This window comes from Peptacetobacter sp., from assembly GCF_029264495.1.
In the GTDB taxonomy this organism is placed as follows: Bacteria; Bacillota; Clostridia; order Peptostreptococcales; family Peptostreptococcaceae; genus Peptacetobacter.
The window spans coordinates 53,334-67,558 of sequence record NZ_JARIBH010000067.1; the positions used below are offsets into that span (position 1 = coordinate 53,334).

General features: G+C 25.9%; 16 protein-coding genes. 3 read left to right on the forward strand and 13 right to left on the reverse strand.

From position 1 onward, the window contains the following. Positions 1 to 96 precede the first annotated feature (96 nt). Positions 97 to 930 carry a MerR family transcriptional regulator gene (locus Q1J78_RS06275; RefSeq protein ID WP_300277721.1) on the reverse strand — a complete coding sequence of 278 codons (834 nt, stop codon included), beginning with the start codon at positions 928 to 930 and terminating at the stop codon, positions 97 to 99. A gap of 84 nt (positions 931 to 1,014) precedes the next feature. On the opposite strand from Q1J78_RS06275, the gene Q1J78_RS06280 reads away from it, so the two are divergent. Then, positions 1,015 to 1,641 (forward strand): GNAT family N-acetyltransferase, encoded by a 627-nt coding sequence (locus Q1J78_RS06280; RefSeq protein WP_300277724.1) that lies wholly within the window; start codon positions 1,015 to 1,017, stop codon positions 1,639 to 1,641. Between the two features lie 77 nt (positions 1,642 to 1,718). On the opposite strand, the gene Q1J78_RS06285 is transcribed toward Q1J78_RS06280, so the two are convergent. The 4 genes from Q1J78_RS06285 to Q1J78_RS06300 form a co-directional block, all read right to left on the reverse strand. Next, complete coding sequence (locus Q1J78_RS06285; protein ID WP_300277727.1) at positions 1,719 to 2,705, reverse strand: ornithine cyclodeaminase family protein; 987 nt, start codon at positions 2,703 to 2,705, stop codon at positions 1,719 to 1,721. A gap of 34 nt (positions 2,706 to 2,739) precedes the next feature. Beyond that, on the reverse strand, positions 2,740 to 3,777 hold the full coding sequence (locus Q1J78_RS06290) for a DUF4118 domain-containing protein (protein WP_300277729.1): 1,038 nt from the start codon (positions 3,775 to 3,777) through the stop codon (positions 2,740 to 2,742). Between the two features lie 129 nt (positions 3,778 to 3,906). Further along, a complete protein-coding gene (locus Q1J78_RS06295; RefSeq protein ID WP_300277731.1) occupies positions 3,907 to 4,386 on the reverse strand; it encodes a threonine/serine exporter family protein in 480 nt (159 codons plus the stop codon). Then, a complete protein-coding gene (locus Q1J78_RS06300) occupies positions 4,380 to 5,162 on the reverse strand; it encodes a threonine/serine exporter family protein (RefSeq protein ID WP_300277734.1) in 783 nt (260 codons plus the stop codon). The genes Q1J78_RS06295 and Q1J78_RS06300 overlap by 7 nt, the downstream gene beginning before the upstream one ends. A gap of 250 nt (positions 5,163 to 5,412) precedes the next feature. Between Q1J78_RS06300 and Q1J78_RS06305 the strand changes: the two genes are divergently transcribed. Both Q1J78_RS06305 and Q1J78_RS06310 read left to right on the forward strand, forming a co-directional pair. After that, entirely contained in the window at positions 5,413 to 6,237 is an 825-nt protein-coding gene (locus Q1J78_RS06305) for a carbon-nitrogen hydrolase family protein (protein ID WP_300277762.1), read from the forward strand. A gap of 143 nt (positions 6,238 to 6,380) precedes the next feature. Next, entirely contained in the window at positions 6,381 to 7,058 is a 678-nt protein-coding gene (locus tag Q1J78_RS06310; protein ID WP_300277737.1) for a phosphoribosylaminoimidazolesuccinocarboxamide synthase, read from the forward strand. 54 nt (positions 7,059 to 7,112) lie between these two features. Here the strand turns inward: Q1J78_RS06310 and Q1J78_RS08665 are convergent, their stop codons facing one another. The 8 genes from Q1J78_RS08665 to Q1J78_RS06350 form a co-directional block, all read right to left on the reverse strand. Then, positions 7,113 to 7,976, reverse strand: a complete 864-nt coding sequence (locus Q1J78_RS08665) for a DNA-deoxyinosine glycosylase (RefSeq protein WP_330683282.1) — start codon at positions 7,974 to 7,976, stop codon at positions 7,113 to 7,115. 58 nt (positions 7,977 to 8,034) lie between these two features. Further along, positions 8,035 to 8,385: a thioredoxin family protein gene (locus Q1J78_RS06320; RefSeq protein WP_300277740.1), complete on the reverse strand. Its 351-nt coding sequence runs from the start codon at positions 8,383 to 8,385 to the stop codon at positions 8,035 to 8,037. 74 nt (positions 8,386 to 8,459) lie between these two features. Next, positions 8,460 to 9,449 (reverse strand): permease, encoded by a 990-nt coding sequence (locus tag Q1J78_RS06325; protein ID WP_300277743.1) that lies wholly within the window; start codon positions 9,447 to 9,449, stop codon positions 8,460 to 8,462. Between the two features lie 84 nt (positions 9,450 to 9,533). After that, entirely contained in the window at positions 9,534 to 9,863 is a 330-nt protein-coding gene (locus Q1J78_RS06330) for an ArsR/SmtB family transcription factor (protein WP_300277745.1), read from the reverse strand. Between the two features lie 143 nt (positions 9,864 to 10,006). Next, positions 10,007 to 11,224 (reverse strand): amidohydrolase family protein, encoded by a 1,218-nt coding sequence (locus tag Q1J78_RS06335; protein ID WP_300277748.1) that lies wholly within the window; start codon positions 11,222 to 11,224, stop codon positions 10,007 to 10,009. 199 nt (positions 11,225 to 11,423) lie between these two features. Beyond that, complete coding sequence (locus tag Q1J78_RS06340) at positions 11,424 to 12,806, reverse strand: MATE family efflux transporter (protein ID WP_300277751.1); 1,383 nt, start codon at positions 12,804 to 12,806, stop codon at positions 11,424 to 11,426. 158 nt (positions 12,807 to 12,964) lie between these two features. Beyond that, positions 12,965 to 13,960 carry a hypothetical protein gene (locus Q1J78_RS06345; protein ID WP_300277756.1) on the reverse strand — a complete coding sequence of 332 codons (996 nt, stop codon included), beginning with the start codon at positions 13,958 to 13,960 and terminating at the stop codon, positions 12,965 to 12,967. Positions 13,961 to 14,104: 144 nt separating this feature from the next. Further along, the coding region (locus Q1J78_RS06350) for a hypothetical protein (RefSeq protein ID WP_300277768.1) at positions 14,105 to 14,225 on the reverse strand (121 nt) is incomplete at its 5' end.

Genomic DNA, 14,225 nt, shown 5'->3' on the forward strand with positions numbered 1-14,225 from the left:
TTTTTTTTAATTTTACTTATTATATAATAAAATATTATCTTTTTTCTATCAACAAAATAAGATATATTTTGTCAATTTAATTATATAAAATACATCTTATCTTTCTATTTTTATCATAATTTTTGTAATATATTCATTCATATCTGAAATTGCAAAATCATTCATTCCAATTTCATAAGAATTTCCTACAAGATTTAATTTTTCTTTTTTTGCATATTCTATTATTTCTGAATATATATCTGGTAGATTATTCCAATTTCCAATTTGATATGCGCAAATATATTCTCCTTTAGGTTTTATCGTTACTCTATTTGAATTTATATTTGGGGGTATCTGTATAAAAAGTCCATCATAATCTTCCGTTTCCCCATTTAATATTTTATCTACTGAGATAAAACTTCCTATACCTCTACAATAATCTTCTATGCTCCATATACTATTTATATGCTCTGCTATTCTTTTTATATTTTCCTCTTCACTATAATCTTTAAATTCAAATGGTGTTAATAATAATTTTTCTTCTTCACAATTTATAATTTCTATATTATTATTTCTTCTAATTTCTTTACATTTTTCCAATTTTTTTATTTTGTCATAAATTATATCTTTTTTCTTTTTTAATATTTCTATACTTTTTTCTATATCTTTTAATTTTTTATTTGCTAAAAGACAGAAGTAATTTTCATTTGGATTATCTAAATATTTTTTTATATCTTCTAAACCTATATTTAATTCTCTAAGCATCTTTATATATTCAAAATCTACACCTTGTCTATAATCATAATATCTGTATCCATTTTCGCCTTTATATTTTGGTTTAAAAATTCCTATTTCATCATAATAATGCAGCGTCCTTTTATTTATTTTATGTAGTCTAGCAAATTCTGATACTGTCAATTTTATACTTTTATCTTTTTTTAAATTATTCATAATTCCCTCTTTACTTTACAGTTACTGTATACTTTATATTAATTATATAATAAAATTTTTAAATTTTTAATATAGGAGAAAATTATGAAAAAAAATATAACTTTTGAGGATTATAATGATAAGTATTTTAGAGAAATATCTAAGATAATAAATGATAATTGGCATTACAATGAATTAGCATCTCCAAAAACAGCAGAAATACTGTCATTTAGCTATTTGTATAGTTGTCTTTCAAAACAGACTTTTACAAAAGTAGCTTTAATAGATGATCTTCCTATAGGGATAATTGTTGCTAACAATAAAAATAAATTTAATTTTAATCTTTTGTATAAATTAAAATTGATAAAAAATATATTTCTTTTAGCAATAAGTTCTGAAGGTCGAAAAGTTTCAAAAATTTTTGGAAATGTAGATAATATCGACAATAATCTTTTAACTAATTTAGATAAAGATTATCCAGCAGAATTAGTTTTTTTTGCTGTTGATCCAAAATTTAAAGGTTTAGGAATAGGGCAAAGTTTATTTTTTAAAGCTATAGAATACTTTAAATTTAATAGTATCAATAGTTTCTATTTATTTACTGATACTACCTGTAATTTTGGATTTTATGAGCATTATGGTATGATACGAAAAGGAAGTTTTGATGAAACTTTAATTACTGATAAAGGAAAAAGAAAAATCTCTTTCTATATATATGATATTGATTTATAAGTATTCTAAAAAAAGTCAAGAATACTTTATATTACAAATAGTATCCTTGACTTTTATAAATATCTTTACTTATTTTTCTATTCCCAGTTAGTACCTATATTTTTTTCTACTGCTCTATCATATATCATTTTAGCTGTAACAACATCTTGTACACCTATTCCAACACTTTTAAATATTATTATTTCATCATCCGATTCTCTTCCTGGAATTTTACCACTAACAACATCACCTAACTCTTTATTTAAACTTTCTTTAGTAATAATTCCTTTTTTTAATGGTGTTATTATACAACCTGCTTCTTCTAAAACAGCATCGACAGAATCGCAGAATATTTTTGATGATCTTTTTATACTAATTTCATCTATTTCATGCATATTAGGCATATATGAACCTACTCCACTTATTAAAGCTCCATTTTTTACTAAATTTCCATCAATTACTGGTACTTGTGATGTCGTAGCGAGTACTATAACATCAGCATCACTTATCGCTTCTTCTGATGATTGTGATGCAATTATTTTAGTTCCATATGATTTTAATTCTGCATTCATATCTTCTGCAAATTTTTCTCTTTTTTCTTTATTTCTACTATATACTCTAACTTCTTCAAAATCTCTAGCAGCAAGCATTGCTTCTAGTTGAGCTGGTGCTTGACCACCTGTACCTATTAATGCTCCTATTTTAGAATCTTTTTTAGCTAGTAAGTCAATAGCTGCTCCAGATGCTGCTCCTGTTCTAACCCGAGTTATATAAGTTCCATCTAATATAGAAATAACTTCTCCTGTTGTAGCATCCATTAATATAACTGTAGCTGGTACAACAGGTTTTCCTTTTTTAGCATTTTCAGGAAATACAGATACAATCTTTACCCCAGCACTTTCTAATGATTTTACATACCCTGGCATAAATAGCATACTTTCTCCCGCTCTTTCTGTACCAATATTGGTTCTTATTGGTACTATTGCATCATTTTCACAGAATGATTGATAAGCTTTTTTATCCGCTTCAATTGCATCTTTCATTGTAAATACTTTTTTTATATCTTCTTTATTTAGTAATAGCATAATATACATCCTTTCTTGAATAATAATTTATTTACTAATCTTCATCAGATAATTTATTAACTGTACTATTATCATATAAAAAATCATCTAAAGTAGCATAATTACTTCCTGTTATTCTATTTATTTTTTGAACTAATTTTTCTCCTTCACCCTCTATAATAGCTCTATGTCTTCTTGTATATATATTTTCTCTTTCAAGTGCTATTGCTGTTTGTTCAGCTACTATTTTTATTATCTTCTTTTCTTCATCTGAAAGTATTTCTCTTTTATAACAAGCTACACCTATTACTCCAAGTGTTAAATAGTTTCCTTTTATCGGAACATAATATGCATTACTTTCAGATTTTAATAATTTATTTTCACAATCAGAAGATTTTAGTTTGACCCCTATACCTTTTGGCTTTGCTGTTCTAAAACATTCTTTTATAACTTCTCTTTCTTTTACAAGTCTAAATAAATTTTCACTTCCATTACTATTACAGATATACACATGTGGTTCCATAAGATTTCTTCTCTCATCAGCAATTGTTATTAATACAGTTTTACCAAGAATATTCACTAGATTTTCACCACAATTTTCAATAACCTGTTCTATATCTCGAGCTTTTAGAAAAGAACCATCTGTATTATATAGCATTTCCATTTTTTTCGCCTGTATTTTTTCTTGTTCTACTCTCTTTTTTAATTTTGATGTTATTCCTGATGCCAGCAAAGATACTGTTACCATTACTATAAAAGAAAGAGTATACATTTTTTGTTCAACTGAAAATGTGTATCTAGGAGCTATAAATAAAAAATTATATATAAATATTGATACTACAGATGCTATTGTTCCAAATATATATCCTTCAGTAAATCTAGCTGTTAATATAGCTGCCATAACATATAATACAATAATACTTGTATTATCCATTCCACTTTTTTCAAAAAATAATGCTATTGCAGTCATTGTTCCCAACGATATAAGAAGTCTTATTCCATTGCCAAATACATAAGATTTTAAATGTATCTCTTCTTCATTTTGATGATATAATTTCGCTTTTTTATCTTTATAAAAATTTCTTTCTATCAAAGTTCTCCCTCCTTTCAAATAATTGATAGACTCTTGTTTTTATTATACCTACATTATACATTAATATATATATTTGTAGGATAGAATTTATTCTATTTAATAGTTTTTAACATTTAAAATAAATTTAATTTATATATCTTTCTTTTTTAAATTTATATTGAAAGTTTTCTTTAAAAACTTTGATAAGTTAAAATTCCTAAAAATAGATGTTATAAATACTAAGGATAATGCTAATGCACCTGCTGAAGCTAGTGTTTCTGTAAGTAGATTTCCTGCTATTACATAATGTTCTAGTATAAATTCATATATTGTACGATAAACACCGAATCCTGGTACTAAAACTATAAGTGCACAAGCACTTAAAATAGTAGATGGTATCATATATATCCTTGCACAAATTTCACAATAAATATTAAACGCTATTCCAGCACTAAAAAATGCTGCTCCTGGAGCAAAATTCATATATACTACTGTAATTTTATATACAAACCATCCAATAGCACCCCCTATTCCTGCAATAATAAGTGATTTTCCTTTTATATTAAAAAGTATTCCGAATCCTACAGCTACTCCAAATGCTGCTATTGTTTCAATTAATATTCTTAACATTTAAAAAAACCTCCTTTAAGATACCAATTCAGTACTAGTGACATACCAATAGCTATTGATGTTCCTATAAATAAAACTTCTGATAACTTAGCTGTTCCTGCTACTAACTGACCATCTAATATATCTCTTATTGCATTTGTAAGTGCAAATCCTGGTACTAAAAGCATTATAACTCCTGCTATTATGTAATCCATGTTTGAAAGTATTCCAACTTCTACAAATATAACTGACATTATTGCTATAAATGCTGCCGAAATTATATTTACAAAAAATTCATTAAGTCTCATTTTTACTAAATAATCATTTAAAATTTTTGTCATTATCCCAGCTAAAAATGATACTATAAAGTCTTTTATTCCTCCTCCAAATAATATAGAAAAAGAAGATGTAACTAATCCTGCTGATAAAATAGTTATTATATTTGAATAATCATCTTTTTGAGATATTTTTTCTAATTTTTTTTCACATTCTTCTATGCTCATTTTTTTATATGATATACCTCTAGATAAAGCATTTACTTTCTTCATCATATTTAAATCTGTAGATCTTTCATTAATTCTTTTTACCACAGAATAAACTTTATTATTTTTATACACCGATAATAATAGTGTTGTTGGTGTTGCAAAAACTTCTGCTTCATTTATATCAAATGCCATACATAATCTTTGTATAGTTTCTTCTACTCTATATATCTCTCCACCACATTTTAGCATCACTCTTCCAGCTTCTGCTGCAAAATTTAAAATTCTATCGATGTCTTCAAAATCTCTCTCCATTTTAACCTCCTTTTATATTCATAAACTACTAATATTTAAATAATACTCAACTATTATACAACATTTGTCAATATTTTTTTCTATGTAATTTTTTACTTATCTATAGTAATTTTTCATTATTATTAATTTTTCTCTACTTTAATAATATATTTTTTAGAAATCATTATTTGGAAATCATTTTCTATGATATAATACATATAATACAAATATTTTAAAAATTAAAAAAATATTTTTTATTTTACTTAGGAGGATTTTTTATATGAAAATAGCTATTTGTCAAATGAAAGTTTGTAATGATAAAGATAAAAACATATCTCATGCCTTAGAAATGATAGATGAAGCCTCTAAGAATAATGCTGATATTGTAATTTTGCCAGAGATGTTCAATTGTCCTTATCAAAATAAATATTTTCCAATATTTGCTGAAACATATCCTGATAAAACAACTAATGCATTAAAAAATTCTGCTAAAAAAAATTCTATTTATCTTGTTGGTGGTAGTATTCCTGAGTTAGAAAATGGAAAAATATATAATACTTCATTTGTATTTAATCGAAATGGAGATTTAATTGGAAAACATCAAAAAATGCATTTATTTGATATTGATATAAAAAATGGTGTTTCATTTAAAGAATCTGATACACTTTCTGCTGGTAAAAATTTTACCATTGTAGATACTGAGTTTGGAAAAATAGGTATTGCAATTTGTTATGATATTCGTTTTCCCGAACTTTCTCGTATAATGTCTCTGGAAGGTGCCGAACTAATTATACTTCCAGCCGCATTTAATATGACTACTGGTCCTGCACATTGGGAACTTTCTATTAGGATGAGAGCTCTTGATAATCAAGTTTATTTTGTTGGTGCAGCACCTGCTAGAGATAATTCTGCTTCTTATGTAGCTTTTGGAAATTCAATGGTTTCAGACCCTTGGGGGAATATAATAGCCGCTGCAGATGAAAAAGAATGTATCCTATATGCTGATATAGACAAATCTATTATTGATAAGACTAGAAACGAACTTCCTTTATTGAAACATAGAAGAACAGATTTATATTCTCTGAACTTTTTTTAATTTTTTTAAAAAATAGTTCAACTTTTTGTCCATTTTGTGTTATAATATATTTGCAAAAGGGAAACAAAATAATAAAACCCGAATTTTTCGGTTTTTATAAAAAAGACTATATTTAATTTTTATATATCATTGGAGGAAAAGGCATGAAAAAAGTATACACAGGAAAAACTAAAGACGTTTTTGAATTAGAAAATGGTAATTTTGAATTATTATTCAAAGATGATTGTACTGGTAAAGACGGAGTATTCGATCCAGGTGAAAACTCAATAGGTTTAACAATAGAAGGTATAGGTAGAGAAAACTTAAAAACTTCTGTTCACTACTTCGAATTATTAAAAGAAGCAGGAATAAAAACTCATTACGTTAGTGCTAATATAGAAAATTCTACTATGGAAGTATTACCAGCTAAAGTTTTCGGTAAAGGTGTAGAAGTTATATGCCGTTACAGAGCAGTAGGAAGTTTCATAAGAAGATATGGTGACTATATAGAAAATGGAACTAAATTAGATGCTTACGTTGAAGTTACATTAAAAGATGATGAAAGATGTGACCCATTAGTAACTTCTGAAGGTTTAGAAGCTTTAGGTATAATGACTCAGGCTCAGTTCGATCAGATGAAAGAAAGAACTAGAAAAATAACTGCTGTTGTTGCTAAAGACTTAGAAGAAAAAGGATTAGAATTATATGATATAAAATTTGAATTCGGATTCTACAATGATGAAGTTATATTAATAGATGAAATAGCATCTGGTAACATGAGAGTTTACAAAGATGGAGAAATAGTTAATCCTATGGACTTAACTAAAATGATATTAGCTTAATTTCAAAAAAAATAATACTTTAAATAAAAAGGACACTGAATATTCAGTGTCCTTTTATTTAATTATTTTCCATTCATCAATCAATTTTTCCATAGAGTATGCTGCATTTGCTGGGCTAGTTGAAGGTAATTTTTCTATTTCTATACCTATATCATTTTTACAGTATTTATTATATAATTTAAAAGCTTTGTCACCATTTGCATATATTTTTTCTATTTTACTCTTTTTTATAATGGTATTTATATCATTTACTTCTACATCTTTTATACTGCTATCACTAGAGCCTTTTATTATACATGATTTTATAACATCCCAAATTGCTATATTATTTTTTAATAACATAGATTTTTTTTCATCTATATTATGAGGAAGTTCTGTTTTTGTAATCTTTGAAACTACTTCCCAGAATCTATTTCTCGGATGTCCATAATAAAAACTCTCTTCTCTAGATTTTACAGATGGAAAACTTCCAAGAATCAAGATTCTTGAATTTTCATCATATATTGGTTCAAATGTATGATTTGCTCTTTCATACTTTTCATATTTTTTTATAAATTTTATAACTTTTTCTTCTATATTAAAAATTATCTCTTTCAATTCATCTTCATTCTTTCCATCAATGTCTTTTAATTTAAATTTCTCATCAAATTTTCTACTATTATCCAAAAAAGTTTCACCTCCTGTGGATACAATTATATCTACTTTAGGTATTTCGGATATTAGCTTTGTATATTGATTTTTATCCATATCTATATCATAAATCTCTTTCATGATTTTTTTTATATTTTTATCTATACTTTTTAATTCTTTTCCCACTGAATATACTTCAAAAATATCTGGTGCTAATTTTTTACAAATTGCTGCTGCTATTTGACTTCTAGCTAAATTACTTATATCTACAAAAGCTACTTTTAACATATTCTCACCCCATTATTTATTGAAACTCTACAAATAATTTTTATAATTATATAATTTATTAAATATTCTCTTTTATCAACTTTATAATTTCTTCTGTATTTAATATTCTTCCAATAGATACTACTTTTTCATTTATTACAATTCCTGGTGTAGACATAACACCATAGGTAACAATTTCTATTAAATCTTCAATTTTTTCAATATCAGCATCAATATTTAGTATTTTAATAGCTTCTTTTACACTATCATTTACCTTATCGCACTTTTCACAACCTTCACCAAGTACTTTTATACTAATTTTTTTACCTTGTAAATCTATATTTTCTTTTTCATCTACAATTTTATCTAATTCTTCTTCTGTTTCTTTTGTATACGATTTTTTATTTTTCCCAAATCCTAAAATTCCCATATTTATTATCCACCTTTGTTATAAATTTTATATATCTTTATAATATTTATCTATTTTTATCAACATTCTCAACATTATATTAACATATATCCAAATATATTAAATATATATCCTATAAATAATATACCCATTGTTACAATTACAAAAAATAATGTTAATAACTTTGGTTTAACTGCCTTTCTTAGCATTATCATTGAAGGAAAAGATATTGCTGTTACGCCCATCATAAATGATAGTACTGTTCCAAGTCCTGCCCCTTTATTAAATAAACTTTCGGCTATTGGTACTGTTCCAAAGATATCTGCATATATTGGTACTCCAACAATTGTAGCTATAGGTACTGAATACCATTTTTCCGATCCAAGTATTTTTTCTATAAAAACAGACGGTATTACATTGTGTATTATAGCTCCTATAAATACACCTATAAATATATATGGTGCTACATTTTTTACTGTATCAACAACTTTTTCTCTAGCAAATAATAATCGTTCTTTTATTGATGGATTTTTTATTTCTATATCCACATTTGGAGCTTTTCGAATAAATTCTTCTATTTGATTTTCCATATTAGATTTTTCTATAATAATTCCTCCTATTACAGCTAAAATCAAACCAACCACAACATATGCAATTGCTATTTTTATTCCAAAGATACTTGTTAAAAGTACTAATGAACCTAAATCGACAAGTGGTGATGATATTAAAAATGAAAATGTTGCTCCAATAGGTATTCCCGCACTTGTAAATCCTATAAATAATGGTATTGATGAACATGAACAAAATGGTGTTAATGTTCCCAAAAGTGCTGCTAAAATATTTATTTTTATTCCTTTAAATTTTTCTAGAATTTTTTTCGTTTTTTCTGGTGGAAAATAGCTCTGAATGTATGATATAAAAAATATTAATACTGATAATAATATAAATATTTTTATAGTGTCATATATGAAAAACTTTAAAATACCATAAATTATTGATTTATCATTTAATCCTATTAACATTAATAATTTTCCAACTAATGTATTAATCCATTTCATACCTAGTATTTGATTTTGAAAAAACATATATAATCTCCTTTCATTTATATCTATATATTTATATATATCGATGTATATATTTTTTTAAAAGTCACCTTATATGATGACTTTTTATAACTTTTTATTTTCACATTCACAAAAATTATTATCTGAATTTAATCTAGCAGATGCCATAATATCACTTAACAAATCAAAAACTGAATCAAATGAGTTTTCAGCTATACTATAATGCATCCACTTTCCCTCTTTTCTTCCAATTACTATTTCAGATTCACACAAAATTTTCATATGGTGAGAAAGTGTAGACTGACTTATTTTTAATTCTTCAAGTAATTTACATGCACATTTTTCTCCGTTTTTTAAGAGTTCTAAAATCTTTATTCTATTTTCATCGCTTAAAGCCTTAAATATCTTTATTTCTTTTTTATATAACGAATTCATGTATATTCCCCCTATTGATTTCTATTATATTTAATGTATCGATATTTGTCAATGTATTGTCTAGGTATCTCTTTTTCATAAAAAAACTCTGAAGTCGATATTTAATCAACTTCAGAGAACTTCTAGATTCTTTTAAAATTTTATTATATATATCTTACTCCATCTGAATATACTACTTTACCATTTAAATAAACTTCTTTTACATTTTTTATACATTCTATATTGCTACTTAAATCTCCGTCAACAACTGTAATATCTGCTATAAATCCTTCTTTTATAAGTCCAAGTTCATCACCTCTACCAAGAACCTTTGCTGGATTTGATGTAGCAGTTTGTACTGCTTGTACTGGAGTTATTCCATATTTTACCATATAAGTCATTTCTTCTGCTATTGGAAGAACTGGTGCTCCATACATTACCATATCACTACCTGTGCATACTGTTACACCTGTATCATATAATTTTTTGAAATTATCTCTATATGCTTCATATGCTGGTTCATAATATGCATAATCTCTCTGTTCTTTTGCAGCTACTGGATCACTAAATACATCTGCATTTCCTTCTTCTATATTTTTTTTACAAACTTCATATAAATATGTATATGCAAATATAGTTGGAGTCCATGATATTCCTTTATCTCTCATTTGTTCTGCTTGTTCAACAGTTAAAAATGTTCCATGTTCTATTGTATCAAATCCAGCATCTATACACATTTGTATAGATGGATGTGTACCTGCATGAACTACGCATTTTATACCTCTTCTATGACATTCATCTACTGCAGCTTCTAGTTCTTCTTTAGTATATTCTGGTATATGAGATCTATGGCTTGTTAATATTTTTATCCATTCTGCACCATCTCTTACCTGTTTTCTTATTTCTTTTCTTATTTCCCAAGGTCCATCTACTTGTACTACTTCATCCCAACAATGTCCCCCAGTCATACACATACCTGCATCGACATGAGTTATACGTGGAATTGTTATAAATCCTTTTGTTTCAGCTAATTTTAAAGTTTTACATACTCCATGAGGAGAATAACAATCTCTTATACTTGTTATTCCTTTTGTGAAAGCTGACTGTGCATGCTGAAGAGCATACATCATTATCATTTGATCATTGTAATTAAAAGAATCTGGTTGACTATACCAATATCCTAAATGTGCATGCATATCAAACATTCCTGGCATTATGGTAGCATCTCCAAAGTCTTTTATTTCTTCATTTGGATATTTTATTTTAGCTTCTTCTTTTGTCATAATAGATTCTATAATACCTCTATTATTTATAAGTATTGCTGAATCATTTAAAACAGTCTGTCCATCTCCTGTAATAATTTTACTAGCAGAAATTATCATTTTTCTTCCTCCTAATTACCCTTTTCCCCTATATTAGTTTGAAAAAATTTTATCAAACCTACTTTAATTATATATTTTTTATATATTTACTTCTATATTATTAATTTATTTTTACATACAAAAAAAGCCTTAAAACTTTTATTTCAAGACTTTTTATTTTTTCAATTTATTAATTTTAATACAACTTTTCAAAAATATTTTATACTATCACTTCTTCTTTATTTGATGATATTTTTGCTGAAAAATCTACTTTCTTTAAAAGAATTGCACCTAATAATATTATTACTAAATTGCTTATATTCATAGCATACCATATACCATTGCTTCCAAAGTTTGTTAAATTCTTAAATAAAATTATCATAGGAAGTCTTATAATCCAAAGTCTAGCTGTCTCCATTATAAATGAAAATCTTGTATTTCCAGAACCATTAAAAACTCCTATATAATTTTGGAACATTGCCATTAATGGCATTGTTATAAGTACCCATATTATATAATTAACTGCTTCTCTTTGAGTATTCATATCATTTGTAAGAAGAGATATTACTTGTTCTCTAAATGGAAATATTATAATACTACCTATTACAGCTATACTAAGACTTAAATTTCTACTGACATTATATGCTTTTTTAGCCCTTTTTATATTTCCTGCACCTATATTTTGACCGACATATGCAGCTAATACAGACCCTATTGCTAATACAGGCATAAGTAGCATATTTGAGATTTTATTTCCCACACTAAAAGCTGCTGTTACAACAGCACCATAATCTAGTATTAAACTGTTTAATATCAAAAATCCAAACGAACTCAATGCTTGACTAGCAGCTGATGGAGTTGCTATAAATGTAAGTTTTTTTATTTTATTCCAATTTTTAAGTCTCAAGTATTTTTTTCTAAGTTTTAGATTTCCTTTTTTTATAAATAGATAATATAAGCAAGCAGGACAAATAACTATCTGTCCTATAACTGTTGCAAGCCCCGCTCCAAATACTCCCATATTCATAATATATACAAATACACCTGTAAGAACTATATTTATTATAACAGCTGTTACCTGTAAAATAACTGGTGTAACCGTATCTCCTTGAGATTGCCTTATAGCTTGGAAACACGCAAATATAAATGCAAAAATCATTTCCATAGACCTAATCCTTATATATTGAACTGTGTACTCATGTACCATTTCTTTTGCACCCATTAAGCTTACAACTTTAGGACATATTAAAAATAAAATTATATTTATTAATAATCCTAAAAATATAGATAGTACAAATAATATACCCGCATATTCTCTAGCTTCTTCATCTTTCTTCGCCCCTAAAAATTGACTTACTACTGCTACACCTGCGATAGAAAGCCCTATTTGGAATGATACGAATATATTTATTACAGGCCAAGCAAGAGAAATACTAGCTTGTGCTGCAACTGAATTTTGCATTTGACCTATAAAAAATGTATCTACTAAATCATTAAAGGCTTTCATAAAATTAGCTCCAAATACTGGTAATGCTAAGATTATAAATGATTTATATACATTTGGTTCATATAATAGTAGCTGTGTATTATCCTTTTTATTCAAATTTTTCCCCCCTCTTTTTTCTCTTTAATATGATATCATATTAATCTTATTTTATGTTAGTTTAAAATGATTTTTGTATATTTAATTTATTAAATTATAAAAAGTGCTATCATAAATATTAAACTACTATTATGACAGCACTTTTATATTTTTAATAACTATTCTATTAAATATTCTGTATCCTTATCTATCAAACTCCACGCATCATCGTAATATTGTTCTGCTTCATAATATTCACTAAAATCATCTTTATGGTCATAATAAAATTCATCTGCATCAGAATATTCATATACATCATATTCTGATATATAGTCTTTTATTATATCTTCTACACTTTCTTTTTTATTATCAGAATAATTATTTTCTTTTTTATTATTGTTTTTTTTTAATTTCCCAATATATTTATATACTTTAAAATCATTATATCCAAATAATGATTCGATTTTCCAATCATTTCCTTTATAATTTACACGTTTGACAGTAGGTTCTGATTCATCTATATATTCTCCAACAACAACATCACATATAGTTTCATACTCTTCATTTTTCCAACTATAGTGTGCTTCATACAAAAAATCTTCATCTGAATTGTATCCATCTTCTGACACATATTTAAAATTTTCTTCTCCTAAACATGTTTTTCTTATTAAATCTTCACTCATTCCTTCAAATGGTGCTATTTCTGAAATATGATTTATTCTCCATTTTTTAAATTCATCATATTTTTTTGTTTTTTTGTCATATTCTAATGTTTCATTTTCTAAGTCTATTAAAGCTTTCTTATACTTAGAACTTTTCATAACTGAATCCTTAAATAATTTTGCTTCTTTTTTAAACTTCCAACAAAGTTCTGGTTTTAAGTGTTTTAAAGTACTTGCTATATAATTAAAATCTTCTTCTAAATATGAAGATTTTAAACTGAAATAGAAAGATATTTCTTCTGCTTCTTTTTTGCTTATTTTCAATATTTTATAAATTTCTTTATCATCTGAAAACATTAGCTGTAAAGTGGTATAATCTTCTTTTTTTATAAGTTCTTCTATATTGGAATATATTTTGCTTCTTGTGTAATCATTTGCTTTTTTTATCATAAAAGCAACTATAATTGATGCAATTATAATAAATAAAAAAATAAATTTCTTATTTTTATTCATTTTAAATCTCCTTATATTATTATAAATACATCTTATATAATACTACTAATTTACAACATTTTAAATGTTTTCTCTTTTTTTTACAAAAATAAAAACTGTTACACTAGTAACAGTTTTTATAAATACTCTTATATTTAAAATTTATTATGCGTTCTGTAAGAATGCTTTATATGCTCTTACAGCTTCGTATATATCAGCTTTACTTCCTACTTCATATGGTGCATGCATATTTAATACTGCTACTCCACAGTCTATTACCTGCATT